We start from the raw sequence: 17,409 nt of genomic DNA on the forward strand, positions 1-17,409 counted from the left end.
GTACGCACTGTTGCAGGTCACGTGCGTGCCATCCAGGCGACCGCCCCAGGCGGAGCCGACGTCCTCGAGCTCGTCCGGCTTCCCGAGCCCTCCCCCGCCGCCGACGAGGTCCTCGTCCAGGTGCGCCGAGCCGGCGTGAACTTCATCGACACCTACCGGCGCGAGGGCCGCTACCCCATGGCGTTCCCGCACGTCGTGGGCTCCGAGGGCGTCGGCATCATCGTGGCCACCGGTGCCGAGGTGGACCGGCTGCAGGTCGGCGACCGCGTGACCTGGACGTCCTCGACCTCCGGCTCCTACGCGGAGCTGGTCACCGTGCGCGCCGCCGACGCCCTCCTGGTCCCCGAAGGGATCGACGACGGGACTGCGGTGGCCGTCACGCTCCAAGGACTGACGGCGCACTTCCTCGTCACGTCGACGTTCCCCGTCGCTGCGGGGCACGACGTGCTCGTGCACGCCGCCGCGGGCGGGGTCGGGCTGCTGCTCACCCAGATGGCCACCGCCCGGGGCGCCCGGGTCCTGGCGACGGTCGGCTCACCCGCCAAGGAGGAGCTCGCCCGGGCCGCCGGCGCCGAGGAGGTCATCCCGTACCGCGAGCTCACCGACCTGAGCGCGCAGCTGCCCGTCCTGGTGCGCGCGCTCACCCACGGCCGCGGGGTGCACGCCGTGTACGACTCCGTCGGCAAGGACACGTTCGACGCCTCGCTCGCCTCGCTCGCACGACGCGGCACGCTCGTCCTGTTCGGGGCGTCGTCCGGCCCCGTGCCGCCCGTCGACCCGCAACGGCTCAACGCAGGCGGGTCGCTGTTCCTCACCCGACCCACGCTCTACCACCACATCGCCGAACCCGACGAGCTCGCCTGGCGGGCCCGCGAGGTCTTCGGCGCGGTGGCCGACGGCTCGCTCGACGTGCGGGTCGGCGCAACCTATCCCCTGGCCGACGCGGCCGACGCCCACCGCGCGCTGGAGAGCCGCGCGACGACCGGAAAGGTCCTCCTCGAGCTGTGACGACCCCCACCACACAGACCGCCGCCCCGACGAGCGACGCGACGACCCGCACGCACCCCGAGCCGGCCACCACCGACGACGCACCCGCCGCACGACGGCTCGCCGTCGAGGTCTGGTCCGACATCGCCTGCCCGTGGTGCTTCATCGGCAAGCGGCGCCTCACGGCCGCGCTCGCCGCCTTCCCGCACCGTGACCTGGTCGACGTGCGCTGGCGCGCCTACGAGCTGTCGCCGGACGCCCCGCACGGCCCCGGGGTGCCCGAGCTCGACGCGCTCGCCCGGCACAAGGGCCTGCCGGCCGACCAGGTCCGGCAGATGTTCGCCCAGGTCACCGCGGTGGCCGCCGGCGACGGACTCGTCTACGACTTCGACCGCACGCTCTCGATCAACACCTTCGACCTGCACCGCCTCGTCCACGTCGCCCGCGAGATCGGCGGGGACGCGCTCGCCGGACGCCTCGTCGAGACGTTCTTCTCGGCGCACTTCGAGCACGGCGCCGACCTCGGCGACCCCGGGACGATCGTGGAGCTGGCTCGCACCGCGGGCCTCGGTGCGTGCGGCCTGGACGACCAGGGCGTGCGTGACGTGCTCGCCGGCGACCGCGGGGCCGCCGCCGTCCGGGACGACGAGGCGCAGGCCAGGGCGATCGGCGTGAACGGTGTCCCCTTCGTCGTCGTGGACCGGCGGATCGCCGTGTCGGGCGCCCAGCCGGTCGGGGTCTTCACCGAGCTGCTCGAGGCGGCATGGGCCCAGGCGAACCCGACGCTGCAGCTCCTCGGCGACGACGACGCCGCGTGCGTCGACGACAGCTGCGCGCTCTGACCCTGTCGGCACCCCGGCCCGAGCACCGAGCACGACGAGGCCCTCCGTCCCGAAGGTCGGAGGGCCTCGTCGTACCCCAGGTCAGCCTCGGCGCGTCACCGCCGGATCGTGACGGTCACCGGGGCGCTCGTGCTCCCGGCGACGTTGGCCACGTCGCTCGGCACGAACGTCGCCGTGAAGGTGTGCTTGCCGGAGGTCAGACCGCCGGGGAGCGAGCCGACCGCGACACCGGCCGTGACCTTCAGCGTGCGGACGACCGTGTCACCCTCACGCAGCTCGACCACACCGCTGGGCAGCCGCCCGTTGTCCTGCCTGACCGCCACGACGACCGGGTTGGTCGCCCACCAGAAGCAGGGGGCGCCGTTCCGGCCGATCTGCAGCGACGTGCGCGTCGTGGCCTGCTTGACCACGACGGTCACGGGCGCGGACTGCGAACCCGTGACGGTGGCGTCACCGGCGTACCGGGCCACCACGTCGTACGTGCCCGCCGGCGTCGAGGACGCCAACGTCAGGCTCGCCCTGCCGTGCCGCAGCGTCGCGGTGCCGAGCACCGTCTGCCCCGACACGAACTCGACGGTCCCGGCGACCGGAACGTCCGCAGCCACCGTCGCGGTGAGCTGGACGCGGTGGCCGGTGGCCCCGAAGACCTGGCTCGACGGCTTCGCCGTGAGGGTGGTCGTCGAGAGCGGCAGCCCCGGTTCGACGGTGAGCGGCAGCGTCACCGTCGTCCCGCTCGGCGCGGCCACGAGCGTGAGCACGTGAGCCCCACCCGAGGTCCCCGCAGGGACGGTCACCGAGACGGCGGCTGCCCCACCGGTCACGGCCGCCGAGCCGATCGACGTCCCGTCGATCCGGACGTCGAGCGTGGTGTTCAGCGGCGAGCCCAGGCTCGTCAGGTCCAGACCGGTCACCGGGAACGCGAGCGCGTCACCGGCCGTCACCGACGCCGGCAGCGCGGGCACGCCCACGGCATGCCGCGCGAAGCTCGGCGCGAGCGCCGGGTGGGCCTGCAGGTAGGCGATCCACGCGTCCCGGTCGATGAGACCCGAGTCGGCGGTGCCCGTCCCGCCGGTGAACACCCGGAAGTTGTCCCCACCCTGGGCCAGGAAGGAGAACGTGCCGACCCGGTAGGACGCCGCCGGGTCGAGTGCGACGCCGTCGACGGTCACCGAGGTGATCCGGTCACCCATCGCACGGCTCGCGTCGAACGTGTACGACACGTTGTCCGAGAGACCCAGCTGCAGGTACGGCCGCGACGGGATCGTGCCGTCGGCGTTCGTCTGCCACTGCTGCTCGAGCATCGTCTTGACCTGGGCGCCGGACAGCGTCGTCGTCCAGAGGTTGTTGACGAACGGGAGCACCGCGTTGGCCTCGGCGTACGTGATCGTGCCGTCCGGTGCGTAGAGCAGCTCGTTGCGCAGACCACCGGGGTTCACGACACCGATCTGCGCGCCGCCGCGGTCGGCCGAGGCCAGGCTGTCCCGCAGCGAGTTCGCTACGAGGTTGCCCAGCGTCGACTCCTTGGAGCGGTCGTCGCGACCGGTCGTGGCCAGCGGGCCCGAACCGGTGTAGACGCCGTTGACGTACGAGCCGCCGGCGAAGGCGGTCGTGATGTCCGCGGTGACCGAGCCGACCGGCTGGTTGCCGACGACGGCCGCGTCGGCCAGCGCCTTCGTGACGATCGTGCTCACCGCGGCGACCCTCGGGTACGTCGCGACGAGCGTCGCGTCGGTGTCCGTGGTGCGGGCCAGGTTCGTGGCCGTGGAGGCCGTGACCTGCTCGGTGCCCCGGTCGTAGGTCAGCACGACCTTGCCGACGAACTCCCCGTACGACCCGGTCTGCAGGACCGGGCGGGTGCGGGTCGCGTCGCCCGGCACGGGCGCCTGCCATGCGTACTGCTTGTGCGTGTGCCCGGTGAAGATCGCGTCGACCTCGGCCGACGTCTCCTGGACGATCTCCGCGAACGCACCGCCCGCGGCGACCTCCTGCTCGAGGGTCGCCCCGTCCGGCGTGCCGGCCCCGGCGCCCTCGTGGTACTCGGCCACCAGGACGTCCGCCTCGCCGTTGGCCGCGTCACCGTCGCTGAGCTGGGCGGCGACGCGGTTGACGGCCTCGACGGGATCGCCGAAGTCGAGCGTGGCGATGCCGCCCGGGGTGACCAGCGTCGGGGTCTCCTGGGTGACGGCCCCGATCACGCCGACGGACACGCCGCCCATGTCGAGGATCGTGTACTCCGGCAGCACCGGGTTCGTGGTGCCCTTGGCGTACACGTTGGCGCCCAGGTACGGCCACGTGGCGTTGGTGCCACCGGCCACGACGCGGTCGACGAGGTCCGTGTAGCCCTGGTCGAACTCGTGGTTGCCGACCGCGGACGCGGCCAGGCCCAGCGTGTTGAGCACGTCGATCGTGGGCTGGTCCTGGGCGACGGCCGAGGCGAACAGCGAGGCCCCGATGTTGTCGCCCGCGGACAGGAACGCAGCAGCCCCGCCCGCTGCCTCGGCGGCCGCACGTGCCTTCTCGACCGTGCCGGCGAACTTCACCGTGTTGGCGTCGATGCGGCCGTGGAAGTCGTTGATGTTCAGCAGCGTCAGGTCGATCAGACCCTGAGCGCTGGCGCCGGCAGCGAGCCCGACGACCACGGGGTCGTGGTCGGAGGACCGGTAGGCGTCCGCGGCCTGGAAGAGCGTGCCGTGGTAGTTGTACCGGCTGTACTCCAGCGCGATGGACTCCTCGGCGTTGATCTCCCAGATGTCCGCACCGGTCGCCCGCTCGAGCGCGGCGTCGTTGAGCAGCACGTGGTCGAGCGACCCCGACAGCCCGCTGAACGAGTACGAGTACTGCCCGGCCGCGAGCGCGGAGGCGGCGTCGGTGTACCCGGCGTCGTAGAGCACCTGCAGCGGGTCCTCGTGCGTGTAGGAGTTGAAGTCGCCGACGAGCGCGACGGCCTCCGCGTCACCCTGGACGGTCGGCACCCAGTCGCGCAGCGCCTGGGCCTGACGGACCCGCGACTCGTTGGAGGCGCCCTGACCGTCACCGGTGTCCGCGTCGCCCGGCCAGGGGCCGGCCGATCCCTTGGACTTGAGGTGGTTGACGGCGACGAACAGGTCCTTGCCGCCGCCCACCGGTGCGAACACCTGACCGATCGGCTCACGGGCGTTCGCGAACGCCTGACCATCGGCGCTGGCTGTGCCGAGAGCACGGGAGTCCCCGACCCGCTCGACCGATGCCGTGCGGTAGATCAGCGCGTTCGTGATGGTGTCCTGCAGACCGACCGCGGGCAGCTCGCTCGACGAGGGCACGTACGCCCACACCGTGGAGCCGGCGGCCGCGTTGAGCGCGTCGACCAGCGTGCTCAGCGCCTCGTCGGCGACGCCGTCGACGACGGCCGAGTTCTCGATCTCGAGCAGCCCGACCACGTCGGCGTCGAGCCCGTTGATGGCCGCGACGATCTTCTCCTGCTGGCGTGCCAGGTCCTCGGGGTCCCAGGCGCCGCGCGGGTCGCAGCCCTCCTTGACCGTGACGCCGTTGCCGGCACGGTCGGTGTACGCGACGCAGCCGGCTGTCGTGGAGCCGAGCGTCGTGAAGTAGTTGAGCACGTTGAACGAGGCGACCTCGAGGTCACCGCCGACGTCGCTCGGGCTCGTGGTGCGGTCGTTCTCGAACGTCACGGGGGCGGGCGCGCCCGCCACCAGGGGTGCCGTCGGGTTGAGCTTCCACACGCTGTTGCGGTAGTCGACGACGACCGGGGCGGTGAAGCTCGCAGCCGCGCCGACCCGGACCGGGTTGGTCAGCGACACGTACGGCGGGGTCAGCCCGGAGTTCGCGGCGGACAGGAAGTTCGTCGAGGCACCGTCGTCGAGGACGACCCCGCGGGCGGCGTTGTCGGCCGTGACCGCGGCGGCCTGCGCCGAACCCGGGGCTGCGAGCTCGGTCGGCTGCAGCAGCGGGGTCGTGCCGGTCGCCAGACCGACCTCCCCGTACTGGTTCGTCGAGTAGGTGTTGGAGATCGTCAGGTCGCCGGTCGGCAGGAACAGCATCGACTCGAGCGCCTCACGCGCGGTGCCCGTGGCGGGCCAGGCCGCCGAGACCGGGGTGACCGCGGCAGGCGCGTCGGCCAGCACGCTCAGGTCGGCAGCGGAGGCCACCGTGAGCTCGGTGAGCCCGGAGAACTCGCTGACCGCGCCGGTGACCTGCACGTGGGTGCCGACCGAGACCGCAGCGGCCGTGGACGGCGAGTACACGAACAGGCCGTCCGAGGCCGTCCGTGTCGAGGGGTCGCCGCCTCCCGTGCCGGGCGTCTGGATGACGTAGCCGTTGAGACCACCGGTCGGGTACGCGGCCGTGACCACACCGTCCGTGGTCACGGTCGTGCCGACCAGCGGCGAGGCGTCGCCCGTGCCCTGGATCTCGGCGATCGTGCGCACGTCGGGGTCGGACCCGCCGTCGCCGCCACCGCCGGACGTGGCACCGGTCGGGGTCGGGGCACCCGTCGTGAAGTCGGCCGCGTTGCTCGCGGTGTTGGTGTGCGCCGCGTCGCGCGACACCGACGTCGCGTTCGTGGTCGCCGGCGCGGGGGCGCTGCCGGCGTACGCGGTGGCGGTCGGACCCCACCCGACCAGGTCGACCACGGCCGCGTCGCTCGCGCAGGCCGTGGCCACGCAGGTGAGCGCGGTCGAGGAGCTGGCGAGCGCGACCTTGCCGGTCGTGCCGCTCATGGCGAGCGTGCCGTCGATGTCGAACGGGATGGCGGTCGCCGCGGCGTTGGCGCCGAACGCCTCGCCCACGAGCAGGAAGCCGCCGGCGGCGATCGTGCCGGTCAGCGGCGTGGTCTGCCAGGCCGTGCCGGTCGCGGACGCGTACTGCACCGTCCACCCGGTCAGGTCCACGGGTGCGGCACCCGGGTTGTACAGCTCGACGAAGTCGCGGTTGAACGGGGCGCCCGAGTTGCCCCCACCGCCGTAGACCTCGTGCAGCACCACGGGCGCGCTCGCGGAGACGGCGGCCTGCGCGGGAACTGCGGCGACCACCGCCCCTGCCAGCGCCAGACCGAGGGCTGCGATGCCCCCGGTGTACGACCTCGACCTACCGTGCATGACGGGTTTCTCCTTCGTGGACGACGCAGCGTCGATCGCCGTGCACCGACGCACAGCGATCGCACATCACCTTCACGGTTTGTCCGAATGGTCGCAACTACTGGCGGGTAACCGTTCGATGAACTCGTCCCACCTCCTGTGACGGACAGGTTTCGTGCAGGCCGGTCCACGAGCCCCGCAGGGACGACGACGGGCCCCGCGGCCGGTGAGGACCGCGAGGCCCGTCGAGGCCTGGCCGGGCGGAGCCGATGGCTCCGGCGGGTGTCAGGCGCGCAGCGTCGCCCCGAACCGGCGACCGACCTCGGCCACGACCGCGTCACGCACCGCCGCGGTCTCCTGCGCGGTCAGTGTGCGGTCCTGCGCGCGCAGCCGCAGCGAGAACGCGAGCGACCGGGTGCCCTCGGGGACCTGCGACCCCGTGTAGACGTCGAACAGCCGCACGTCCTCCAGCACGTCACCGGCGGGGCTCGCCACCGCACCGGCCCGCACCCCGTCGAGCACCTGCTCCGCAGGGACGGAGGCGTCCACGACGAGCGCCACGTCCTCCTTCGCGACGGGGAAGGTCGACAGCGCCTCCGCCTGCACCGGCTCGGCCGCAGCCGCCGCGAGCAGCACGTCCAGGTCGAGCTCGAACGCGACCGCACGCGCCGGCAGGTCGAGTGCTGCGACGACGTTCGGGTGCAGCTCCCCCGCGTGCCCGACGAGCGTGCCGTCGACCGTGGCCAGGCGCGCGCACCGTCCCGGGTGCCACGGCGCGTGCTCGGCGTCCGCGGTGAGGACGACCTCGACCCCCACGACCTCGGCCACCGCACGTGCCAGGGCGATCGCGTCGGTGTGGTCGGCCCGTCGACCCGGCCCCCACCACCCGGCACGCTCACGGGACCCGGCGAGCACGGCGGCGACCCGTCGCGGCTGGGCAGGCACGGCGGCGCGGACGGCGGCCAGGTCGGCGTCCGAGGGCCGCACCCCACCGGGAAGTCGGGGCGCCGCCACCGCACCGGGTTCCGGAAGCGTGACCAGACCGATCTCGAACACCGCCACGTCACCGGTGCCCCGGCTGACGTTGCGACGGGCGGTGTCCAGCAGCGTCACGAGCAGGTCCGTCCGCATCAGCGGCTGCTCGCCGGACAGCGGGTTCGCCAGCCGCAGCGCACGGCGCCGCTCGTCGTCCGCCGGAAGCCCGAGCGCGTCGAGCTGGTCGGCGCCGACGAACGGGTAGCTGAGCACCTCGACCAGCCCGTGCTCGGCCAGCGCCCGCGCCACCGAGCGGCGCGTGCGCTGGCCCGTCGTGAGCCCGCGCCCGGCGGGCGCGACGGGCAGCACCGACGGGATCGCGTCGTAGCCGCGCAGGCGGGCGACCTCCTCGACCAGGTCGACCGGCGCGGCCAGGTCCGGGCGCCACGTGGGCGCCAGGACGTCGACCACGAGGCCGTTCGCGGTCGGCTCCGCGGCTCCGACCGCGCAACCGATCTGCTCGAGGGTCGCTCGCACCTGCTCGTCCGTGTACTCGACGCCGACGAGCCGGGCCGGGAGGTCGACCGGGAGCCGGATCCCTGCGGGTGCCTGCGTCCGGTCCACGTCGGTCAGCACGTCCTCGACGACCCCGCCACCGTGCTCGACGAGCAGGGCGGCGACGCGCGCCACCGCCACGCGCGGCAGCTGCGGGTCGACACCGCGCTCGAAGCGCTTGGCCGCCTCGCTGGGCAGCTTGTGCCGGCGCGCGGTACGGGCCACGGTCACCGGGTCGAAGTGCGCGGCCTCGACCAGCAGGTCGGTGGTCTGCGGTCCGACCTCGCTGTCGGCACCGCCCATCACGCCGGCCAGCCCGAGCACGCGTGAGGCTCGCGCACCCGACGGGCTGTCGGTGATGAGCAGGTCCTCGCCGTCCAGCGCACGCTCGACGCCGTCGAGCGTGGTCAGCCGCTCACCGGCGGCGGCGCGGCGCACCACGATCGGAGCCGCGAGCGCCGAGAGGTCGTAGGCGTGCAGCGGCTGCCCGAGGTCGAGCATCACGTAGTTCGTCACGTCGACCGCCAGGCTGATCGGACGCATGCCCGCCTGCGTGAGCCGACGCTGCATCCACACCGGCGAGGGGTCGTTCGCCCGCACACCGCGCACGACCTGCGCGACGAACCGGTCGGCGCCGGCCACGCCGTGGATGGGCGCCACGTCGTCGATCTCGACGGCGAAACCGCCCGCGGCGGGCGCCTGCTGCTCGGTGGTCGCCAGCCCGTGGTCGGTGAACCTCGCACCCTTCGAGTGGGAGTACTCCCGGGCCACACCGCGCATCGAGAAGCAGTAGCCGCGGTCGGGCGTCACGTTGATCTCGAGGACCTCCTCGCCCAGACCCAGCAGCGCCCGCGCGTCGGTGCCCGGCTCGGCCTCGAGCCCGAGGGTCGACAGGACGATGATGCCGTCGTGGTCCTCGCCCAGACCCAGCTCGCGCGACGAGCAGATCATGCCGTCGGACACGTGCCCGTAGGTCTTGCGCGAGGCGATCGGGAACGGGCCGGGCAGCACCGCACCGGGCAGCGCGACCACGACGTGGTCACCGACCTCGAAGTTGTGCGCCCCGCACACGATGCCGCGCGGCCCACGGGTGCCGTCCTCACGGACCTCGGCCAGCTCGTCGCCGACCTCGACCCGGCACCAGTTGATGGTCTTGCCATTCTTCTGCGCCTCGGGCGTGCGCTCGACGACCAGGCCCACCACGAGCGGACCGGTGACGGCCGCCGGGTGGATCGCCTCCTCCTCGAGGCCCACGCGCACCAGGTCGGCGGCGAGGTGCTCGGCGGTGAGGTCGGCGGGCAGGTCGACGTGCTCGGCCAGCCACGTCAGAGGGATGCGCGGCATCAGATCTCCGTCCCGAACTGCAGGGAGAAGCGCACGTCGCCCTCCACGATGTCGTGCATGTCCGCGATGCCGTGCCGCAGCATCAGCGTCCGCTCGATGCCCATGCCGAACGCGAACCCGGAGTAGACCTCGGGGTCGATCCCGCACGCACGCAGCACGTTCGGGTTGACCATCCCGCAGCCACCCCACTCGATCCAGCCGGGTCCGCCCTTCTTCTGCGGGAACCACAGGTCCATCTCGGCGGACGGCTCGGTGAACGGGAAGAACGAGGGACGCAGCCGCGTGCGCGCCTCGGGCCCGAAGATCGCCTGCGCGAAGTGGTCGAGCGTGCCCTTCAGGTGGGCCATCGTCAGGCCCTTGTCGACCGCGAGGCCCTCGACCTGGTGGAACACGGGCGTGTGCGTCGCGTCGAGCTCATCGGTGCGGAACACCCGGCCCGGGCACGCGATGTAGACCGGCAGCTCACGCTCGAGCAGCGAACGCGCCTGGACGGGCGAGGTGTGCGTGCGCAGCACGAGCCCCGCGTCGGCCGCGCCGTCCTGGCCGGCCACGAAGAACGTGTCCTGCATCTGACGTGCCGGGTGGTCGACGCCGAAGTTCAGTGCGTCGAAGTTGAACCACTCGGCCTCGACCTCGGGACCCTCGGCGATCTCCCAGCCCATCGAGACGAAGATGTCGGCGATGCGCTCCTGGAGCGTCTCGAGGGGGTGGCGGGCACCGCGCGGCGTGCGATCGACGGGAAGCGTCACGTCGACGCTCTCCTCGACGAGCACGCGCGCGTCGCGCTCGGCCTCCAGCACGCCCTGCCGCTCGGCCAGCGCGGACTGCAGGCGACCGCGGGCGATGCCGAGCAGGCGGCCGGCGGTTCCCTTGTCGGCCGGGGCAAGACCGCCGATCGCGCGGTTGGCCAGCGCGATCGCGCTGCGCTCACCGGTGTGCTCGAGGCGGGCGGACTTGAGGGCGTCGAGGTCGGACGCGGCCGCGAAGGCCTCGAGCGCGACGGCCACCGCCGCGTCGATGCCGGCAGCGTCCAGGGGGGACAGCGGGGTGTCGTCGGACATCCGGACCTTCCAGGTTCTCGGCGCAGCCCGTCGAGGTCGTCCCCGGGGCTGCACGCACAGGGGCCGTCGCGTCGAGGCGGCGACCAGCAGGGCAGTCTAGTGGCGCCCGCTCCAGGTCCGATGGGCCGTCCGCGCTCAGGCGACCCGTCAGGGCCGGCCGGTGGGGACGATCACGTGCGCGTCAGACGCGCGGCCCGGGAACGGGCCACGGAAATCGGCGACCACCGGCCACCCGCACGTGCGCTGTCACACGCCGCATCCTGCCACGCACCGATCAGCCCTCGAAAGGCAGGTCGACCACCGTCCGGTACAGCGGGCCGCCTGCCCGGCCCGCACCCGGGGTCGACTCGACCAGGAACGCCCGGTCCACCCGCCACGTCGGACCCTCGTAGACCGCCAGCGCCCGCACCAACGAGCCGGCCACGTCGTCCTCGGGAGCAGCCCGCCCCGCCGCGTCCGGCCCGGCGGTCCCGCCGCGACGGGTGGCACGACGCCCCGGCGGTCGGGCACCCGGGCGGACCCGCCCGATCGTCAGGTGCGGGCGGTCCCGCACCCGGTCGTCCGGTCGCAGATCGAGCTGCTCCCCCACCGATCGCGCACCGAGGGACACCGCTCGCTGGGACTCGACGTCACCGGCGACCCCGACCCACAAGGTGCGGTGCGCGAACACCCCGGCGCCGCGCAGCCGCAGGTCGTACGGTCCGCTGCCCGCCGCAGCCGCCGAGAGCCCTTCGGTCAGCGTCGGGACCAGCCCGTCCGCCACCTCCCCGAAGAAGGCAGCGGTCAGGTGCCACGTCTCGCGGGCCGACCACCGCACGGCCGAGTGCGCGCCTGCCGGCGCGCCGCGCACCGAAGCGAGCACCAGATCGAGGTGGTCGAGCACCTCCTCGGGCGGCACGACCGCCACGAACAACCTCATGGACCTCAGGGTGCCAGGCGAAGGGCACGGCCGGGGCCGCTCACCGGTGCGCGCGTGCGCTCGCGTACAGGCAGACGGTCGCCGCCGTGGCCAGGTTCAACGACTCCGCGCGCCCGTGGATCGGCACCCGCACCACGGCGTCGGCCAGCGCACGGTCCTCCTCACGCAGTCCCCATGCCTCGTTGCCGAACAACCACACGGTCGGCCGCGCGAGGTCCGGGGTGCCCGCCGGAGCCGCACCGGCGACGTCGAGCAGGTCGTCCAGGTCGAGCTCGCCGGCACCGTCCGCGGCGAGGACCAGCATCCCCGCGGTCCGCAGGGACCGGATCGTGGCGGCGAGCGTGGCGCCCTCGACGGTCGGCACATGGAACAGCGAACCCGCGGTGGAACGCACGACCTTCGGGTTGTGCACGTCGACGCTCTCGTCCGTGAGCACCACGGCGTCCGCTCCGGCCGCGTCGGCAGCACGCACCACCGTCCCGGCGTTCCCGGGATCGCGCACGTGCGCGAGCAACGCCACGAGCCGCGGCGGACGCCCCTGCCGGGTGAGCACGTCGTCCAGCGAGAAGTCCAGCCGGTCGGCCACGGCCACGACCTGCTGCGCGTCGGGGCTCATCGCCTCGAGCACCTGCGGGGTGCCCAGCCGGACAGGGATGCCGCGTGCGTGCGCCGCGTCGACGATCTCCCGGTACCTGTCGGCCGTCTGTTCGGTGACGTACAGGTCGCGCACCCGCACCGACGCCGTCAGCACGGCCTCGCGCACCGACTGCGGGCCCTCCACGAGGAACCGCCCGGTACGGGCGCGGACGGCACGGGTCGCCAACGCACGCACCGCCTTGACCCGCTCGGCCCCGGGGTTCTGCAGCACGTCGTCGCGCTGCGCGTCACGTTCGTCGACCACGGGGGCCATCATGCCGTCTCCGCCTCGCGAGGCCGATCGGCGCACGACCCACAGACAGCAGAGCCCCCGTCGTCCGGAAGGACGCGGGGGCTCTGCGGGAGTGCTAGACGGACGTCACGCAGCCGAGGGCGCGTTGACGTCGGCCGGCAGCGCGTCCTTGGCGACCTGGACGAGCTGGGCGAACGCCTGGGCGTCGTTGACGGCCATGTCGGCCAGCACACGACGGTCGACCTCCACACCCGCGAGCTTGAGGCCCTGGATGAGGCGGTTGTAGGTCAGGCCCTGCTCGCGCGAGGCCGCGTTGATGCGCTGGATCCACAGCTTGCGGAAGTCGCCCTTGCGCGCCTTGCGGTCGCGGTAGGAGTAGACGAGGGAGTGGGTGACCTGCTCCTTCGCCTTGCGGTACAGGCGCGAGCGCTGGCCGCGGTAGCCGCTGGCGCGCTCCAGGGTCGAACGGCGCTTCTTCTGGGCGTTGACCGCCCGCTTCACGCGTGCCACGTGATGCTCCTTGCTGGTCTAGGGCTCGAGGTGAACCGCGGGACGCCTCAGGCGTCCGCAGGGGTCACTTGCCGAGCAGCTTCTTGATCTTCGGGGTGTCAGCGGCAGAGACGACGACGTCACCGGCGATGCGGCGCGTACGACGGCTCGACTTGTGCTCGAGCAGGTGGCGCCCGTTGGCCTGCTCACGCATGACCTTGCCGGTCCCGGTGACCCGGAAGCGCTTCTTGGCACCGGAGTGCGTCTTGTTCTTCGGCATGGCTGCCGTCTCTCCTTGTCGTTCGCATCGCACGGGCTCGTGCGACTCGTTCGGTGCGGGCCGCCCCGTGCGGGGCGACCCTCGTCGTTCAGGTCAGCCGGCGTCCCCGGAGGGCTTGCTCCGCGGCGCGGCCGGACGCGGTGCCGGGCTCGCCTTGGGCGCTGCCGGACGCGGGACGGGCCGCGGCATCGGGGGTCGCGGTGCCGGCGCAGGCGTCGCCGCCGGTGCGGCAGCAGCCGGCTCGGCCACCTTGGCGGGTGCCGCCACCTTGGCCGGAGCCTTGGGAGCAGCGGGTGCCTTAGGGGCAGCGGGTGCCTTGGCCGGAGCCGCCGCACGGGCAGCGACCGGCGCGGGGGCGGCGGGCGCCTCGACCACAGGCGTCTCGACCACAGGTGCCTCGACGACCGGCGTCTCGGCGACGGGCGTCACGACGACCGGTGCCTCGACCACGGGAGTCTCGACCACGGGCGTCTCGACGACCGGTGCCACACGTGCAGCCGGGGCCTCGGCACGCGGTGCCGGGGCCTGCTCCGGACCCTGTGCCTGCTGGGCGGCGCGACGCTGCTCCAGCTTCTGGTCGGCCTTCTTCTTGACCGGGCCGAGCACCATGATCATGTTGCGCCCGTCCTGCTTGGGCATGCTCTCGATGAAGCCCAGCTCGGAGACGTCCTCCGCCAGCCGCTGCAGCAGACGCACGCCCATCTCGGGGCGCGACTGCTCGCGGCCGCGGAACATGATCATGATCTTGACCTTGTCGCCGGCCTTGAGGAACCGCTCGACGTGGCCCTTCTTGGTGCCGTAGTCGTGCGGGTCGATCTTCAGCCGGAAACGGATCTCCTTGAGGACCGTGTTCGTCTGGTTCCGACGCGCCTCACGGGCCTTCATGTCGGCCTCGTACTTGAACTTCCCGAAGTCCATGATCTTGCAGACCGGCGGGCGGGCGTCGGGTGCGACCTCGACCAGGTCGAGGTCAGCGTCCTGGGCAAGGCGCAGTGCGTCCTCCACGCGGACGATGCCGACCTGCTCGCCGTTCGGGCCGACCAGGCGGACCTCGGCGACGCGGATCCGATCGTTGATGCGGGGCTCGCTGATTGGTGCTCCTCAGGTTCGTCGTGGTGGACCGCCAGGAACGAGGAAGGCCCCCGAACCTGAGCACAGGTGGGGGCCTCGCACGTCCGTGTCGGTGCACGGCAGGCGCCACGCACGACCAACGGGGCGGCGCAAGCCGTCCGTTGCGGACTGGGACCCGGCCTCTGTCGCCGGCGTGAGCCGGTCGGTCGAGACTCGGGTGGGAGGAACTCCACTTGTACACCTGGCCGATGGGCAAGCCACCAACCAGGTCAGTCGAAGGGCAACCCTACCAGAGCCGACGCCGAGCGCCCGACAGGGCCCGACTGGGCCCAGCAGAGCCCAACAGAGCCCAACAGAGCCCCGCAGCGCCACCCGGTCACCCCCGGAAGCCCCCGCACTCGATGATCTGGAGTCGTTCGTTTGCTTGAACGATTCCAGTTTGTGTGATGGAGTCGGGCCATGGACGACGTCGAGGAGCTGCGCAGCCACGGTCTGCGCGTCACAGGCCCCCGCGTGGCCGTGCTCGAGGCGCTGCGCGACCGCCCGCACGCCGACGCCGACACGGTCCTGAGGGCGGCCCGCGACCGGCTCCCGAGCGTCTCGGTCCAGGCGGTGTACGACGTGCTGCACGCGCTGTGCGACGCGGGGCTCGTGCGCCGCATCGAGCCGGCGGGCCACCCCGCCCGCTACGAGCGCAGGGTCGGCGACAACCACCACCACATCGTGTGCCGCAGCTGCGGTGCCGTCGACGACGTCGACTGCACGATCGGGCACGCCCCCTGCCTGGTGCCCAGCTCGACGCGCGGCTTCACGGTCGACGTCGCCGAGGTCACCTTCTGGGGCCTGTGCCCGGACTGTCGGCAGACGACGGGCAGCTGAGCGACGCCGCTCCCGTGCCCGCTGCCGACGGGCCTCCCGCCCGACCCCCGCCCGACTTCTGCCGACTTCTGCCCGACCCCGCCCCCCTGAGCCGACACCGCCACCCCGAGAGCACCCGAGAGGTCACCCATGTCCCACGTGCCCGCCACCACCACCAACGCCGGCGCCCCGGTCGCGTCCGACGACCACGCGCTGTCCGTCGGGACGGACGGCCCGATCGTCCTGCACGACCACTACCTCGTCGAGAAGCTCGCACAGTTCAACCGCGAGCGCGTGCCTGAGCGTGTCGTGCACGCCAAGGGCGGTGGCGCCTTCGGCACCTTCCGCGTCACCGGGGACGTGTCCGCGTACACGCGGGCGGCGGTGTTCCAGCCCGGTGTCGAGACCGAGATGCTCGCGCGGTTCTCGTCGGTCGCCGGCGAGCACGGCTCCCCGGACACCTGGCGCGACCCGCGCGGGTTCGCGCTGAAGTTCTACACGTCCGAGGGCAACTACGACCTGGTGGGCAACAACACGCCCGTCTTCTTCATCCGGGACGGCATCAAGTTCCCCGACTTCATCCGGTCGCAGAAGCGGCTGCCCGGATCCCACCTGCGCGACAACGACATGCAGTGGGACTTCTGGAGCCTGTCCCCGGAGTCGGCGCACCAGGTGACGTGGCTCATGGGCGACCGCGGACTGCCCTCGTCGTGGCGGCACATGGACGGCTTCGGCTCGCACACCTACCAGTGGATCAACGCGGCCGGCGAGCGCTTCTGGGTCAAGTACCACTTCAAGACCCACCAGGGCATCGAGACCCTGACGGCCGAGCAGGCCCAGCAGCTGGCCGGCTCCGACGCCGACGTGCACATCCGGGACCTGTTCGAGCACATCGAGGCCGGTGACTTCCCGCGCTGGACGCTCTCGGTGCAGGTGATGCCGTACGCCGATGCCGCCGACTACCGGTTCAACCCGTTCGACCTGACCAAGGTGTGGCCGCACGCGGACTACCCGCTCGTCGAGGTGGGCGTCATGGAGCTCAATCGCAACCCGGAGAACTACTTCGCGCAGATCGAGCAGGCGACCTTCGCGCCGAGCAACTTCGTCCCGGGGATCGCCACCAGCCCGGACAAGATGCTGCTCGCGCGGATCTTCTCCTACGCCGACGCGCACCGGTACCGCGTGGGCACCAACCACGCCCAGCTGCCCGTGAACGCCCCCCGATCGCAGACCCACTCGTACTCCAAGGACGGTGCCGCCCGGTACGCGTTCGCCGCGGCCGACGTGCCCGTCTACACGCCGAACTCGCGCGGCGGCGCGCAGGCCGACCCGTCGCGTGCCGCGGAGTCGGCAGGCTGGGAGTCCGACGGTGCGCTCGTGCGGGCCGCGGCGGCGCTGCACCCCGAGGACGACGACTGGGGCCAGGCAGGCACGCTCTACCGCGACGTCTTCGACGACGCCGCCCGCGCCCGGTTCCTCGAGACGATCACCGGTCACGTCGGCGCGGTCAGGGCCGACGACATCCGTGAGCGGGCGATCGGCTACTGGACGCACGTCGACGTCGACCTCGGTGCGAAGCTGCGTGCCGCCCTGGGGGCCTGACCGGTCCGTCGGTGAGCACGAGCGACCGGCCCCGCGACCCGCACGGGTGCGGGGCCGGTCGACCTCGACCCGGCGACCGCGGTGAGAGGATCGCCCCATGAGCCAGTCCCCTGACACGTCCACGGCCGACGCGACCCGCGACATCGCCGACGTCGCCGCCGTCGAGGTCATCACCACCGCCGCCGTGCACCTGATGAGCGCCGCCGCCGTCAAGTGCGGGCTCGCCGAGGACGGACCGCACGGTGCGGGCGCCGAGTACCTGGACCTCGACGAGGCCCGCAAGCTCATCACGGCGCTGGCCGCGCTGGTCACCGCCTCCGCACCCGACCTGGGCAGCCAGCACGCCCGCTCGTTGCGCGACGGGCTTCGTTCGCTCCAGCTGGCCTTCCGCGAGGCCTCCGCCTACCCCGACGCCCCGGGCGAGGGTCCCGGCGAGAAGTTCACCGGCCCCGTCAGCTGACGGGG

13 protein-coding genes are annotated in these 17,409 nt (G+C 72.9%); 5 read left to right on the forward strand and 8 right to left on the reverse strand.

What is annotated here, in order from left to right; all coding sequences use genetic code 11:
- Window positions 1-21 precede the first annotated feature (21 nt).
- Window positions 22-1,008, forward strand: coding sequence for a quinone oxidoreductase family protein (locus tag BKA22_RS18390; RefSeq protein ID WP_146952381.1), 987 nt, complete (start codon window positions 22-24; stop codon window positions 1,006-1,008).
- The gene (locus BKA22_RS18395; RefSeq protein ID WP_146952380.1) at window positions 1,005-1,829 is read left to right on the forward strand and encodes a DsbA family oxidoreductase; all 825 of its coding nucleotides are present in this window, start codon (window positions 1,005-1,007) and stop codon (window positions 1,827-1,829) included. Before BKA22_RS18390 ends, BKA22_RS18395 begins: the two co-directional genes overlap by 4 nt.
- 95 nt (window positions 1,830-1,924) lie before the next feature.
- Here the strand turns inward: BKA22_RS18395 and BKA22_RS18400 are convergent, their stop codons facing one another.
- The 8 genes from BKA22_RS18400 to infC form a co-directional block, all read right to left on the reverse strand.
- Window positions 1,925-6,922 carry an ExeM/NucH family extracellular endonuclease gene (locus tag BKA22_RS18400; RefSeq protein ID WP_146952379.1) on the reverse strand — a complete coding sequence of 1,666 codons (4,998 nt, stop codon included), beginning with the start codon at window positions 6,920-6,922 and terminating at the stop codon, window positions 1,925-1,927.
- Between the two features lie 264 nt (window positions 6,923-7,186).
- On the reverse strand, window positions 7,187-9,775 hold the full coding sequence (gene pheT / locus BKA22_RS18405; protein ID WP_146952378.1) for a phenylalanine--tRNA ligase subunit beta: 2,589 nt from the start codon (window positions 9,773-9,775) through the stop codon (window positions 7,187-7,189).
- A complete protein-coding gene (gene pheS / locus BKA22_RS18410) occupies window positions 9,775-10,836 on the reverse strand; it encodes a phenylalanine--tRNA ligase subunit alpha (RefSeq protein ID WP_146952377.1) in 1,062 nt (353 codons plus the stop codon). The genes pheT and pheS overlap by 1 nt, the downstream gene beginning before the upstream one ends.
- 274 nt (window positions 10,837-11,110) lie before the next feature.
- Window positions 11,111-11,755 (reverse strand): RNA 2',3'-cyclic phosphodiesterase, encoded by a 645-nt coding sequence (gene thpR / locus BKA22_RS18415; protein ID WP_146952376.1) that lies wholly within the window; start codon window positions 11,753-11,755, stop codon window positions 11,111-11,113.
- A gap of 40 nt (window positions 11,756-11,795) precedes the next feature.
- Window positions 11,796-12,665 (reverse strand): TrmH family RNA methyltransferase, encoded by an 870-nt coding sequence (locus BKA22_RS18420; RefSeq protein WP_146952429.1) that lies wholly within the window; start codon window positions 12,663-12,665, stop codon window positions 11,796-11,798.
- A 105-nt stretch (window positions 12,666-12,770) separates the two neighbouring features.
- Window positions 12,771-13,154 carry a 50S ribosomal protein L20 gene (gene rplT / locus BKA22_RS18425; protein WP_146952375.1) on the reverse strand — a complete coding sequence of 128 codons (384 nt, stop codon included), beginning with the start codon at window positions 13,152-13,154 and terminating at the stop codon, window positions 12,771-12,773.
- 64 nt (window positions 13,155-13,218) lie between these two features.
- A complete protein-coding gene (gene rpmI, locus BKA22_RS18430) occupies window positions 13,219-13,413 on the reverse strand; it encodes a 50S ribosomal protein L35 (protein ID WP_013883985.1) in 195 nt (64 codons plus the stop codon).
- A gap of 93 nt (window positions 13,414-13,506) precedes the next feature.
- On the reverse strand, window positions 13,507-14,505 hold the full coding sequence (infC, locus tag BKA22_RS18435) for a translation initiation factor IF-3 (protein WP_146952374.1): 999 nt from the start codon (window positions 14,503-14,505) through the stop codon (window positions 13,507-13,509).
- A 438-nt stretch (window positions 14,506-14,943) separates the two neighbouring features.
- Between infC and BKA22_RS18440 the strand changes: the two genes are divergently transcribed.
- The 3 genes from BKA22_RS18440 (at window position 14,944) to BKA22_RS18450 (ending at window position 17,404) form a co-directional block, all read left to right on the forward strand.
- A complete protein-coding gene (locus BKA22_RS18440) occupies window positions 14,944-15,363 on the forward strand; it encodes a Fur family transcriptional regulator (protein WP_146952373.1) in 420 nt (139 codons plus the stop codon).
- 129 nt (window positions 15,364-15,492) lie between these two features.
- On the forward strand, window positions 15,493-16,944 hold the full coding sequence (locus BKA22_RS18445) for a catalase (protein ID WP_146952372.1): 1,452 nt from the start codon (window positions 15,493-15,495) through the stop codon (window positions 16,942-16,944).
- A gap of 97 nt (window positions 16,945-17,041) precedes the next feature.
- On the forward strand, window positions 17,042-17,404 hold the full coding sequence (locus BKA22_RS18450; protein WP_146952371.1) for a DUF1844 domain-containing protein: 363 nt from the start codon (window positions 17,042-17,044) through the stop codon (window positions 17,402-17,404).
- Window positions 17,405-17,409 lie beyond the last annotated feature (5 nt).

The organism is Cellulomonas soli (assembly GCF_013409305.1).
GTDB classification, from domain to species: domain Bacteria; phylum Actinomycetota; class Actinomycetes; order Actinomycetales; family Cellulomonadaceae; genus Cellulomonas; species Cellulomonas soli.

Excerpts from the sequence above, each read along its gene's own strand:
- BKA22_RS18400 (WP_146952379.1), bottom strand. The coding sequence starts at position 6,922 with ATGCACGGTAGGTCGAGGTCGTACACCGGGGGCATCGCAGCCCTCGGT.
- pheT (WP_146952378.1), bottom strand. The coding sequence starts at position 9,775 with ATGCCGCGCATCCCTCTGACGTGGCTGGCCGAGCACGTCGACCTGCCC.
- pheS (WP_146952377.1), bottom strand. The coding sequence starts at position 10,836 with ATGTCCGACGACACCCCGCTGTCCCCCCTGGACGCTGCCGGCATCGAC.
- thpR (WP_146952376.1), bottom strand. The coding sequence starts at position 11,755 with ATGAGGTTGTTCGTGGCGGTCGTGCCGCCCGAGGAGGTGCTCGACCAC.
- BKA22_RS18420 (WP_146952429.1), bottom strand. The coding sequence starts at position 12,665 with ATGGCCCCCGTGGTCGACGAACGTGACGCGCAGCGCGACGACGTGCTG.
- rpmI (WP_013883985.1), bottom strand. The coding sequence starts at position 13,413 with ATGCCGAAGAACAAGACGCACTCCGGTGCCAAGAAGCGCTTCCGGGTC.
- BKA22_RS18440 (WP_146952373.1), top strand. The coding sequence starts at position 14,944 with ATGGACGACGTCGAGGAGCTGCGCAGCCACGGTCTGCGCGTCACAGGC.
- BKA22_RS18445 (WP_146952372.1), top strand. The coding sequence starts at position 15,493 with ATGTCCCACGTGCCCGCCACCACCACCAACGCCGGCGCCCCGGTCGCG.
- BKA22_RS18450 (WP_146952371.1), top strand. The coding sequence starts at position 17,042 with ATGAGCCAGTCCCCTGACACGTCCACGGCCGACGCGACCCGCGACATC.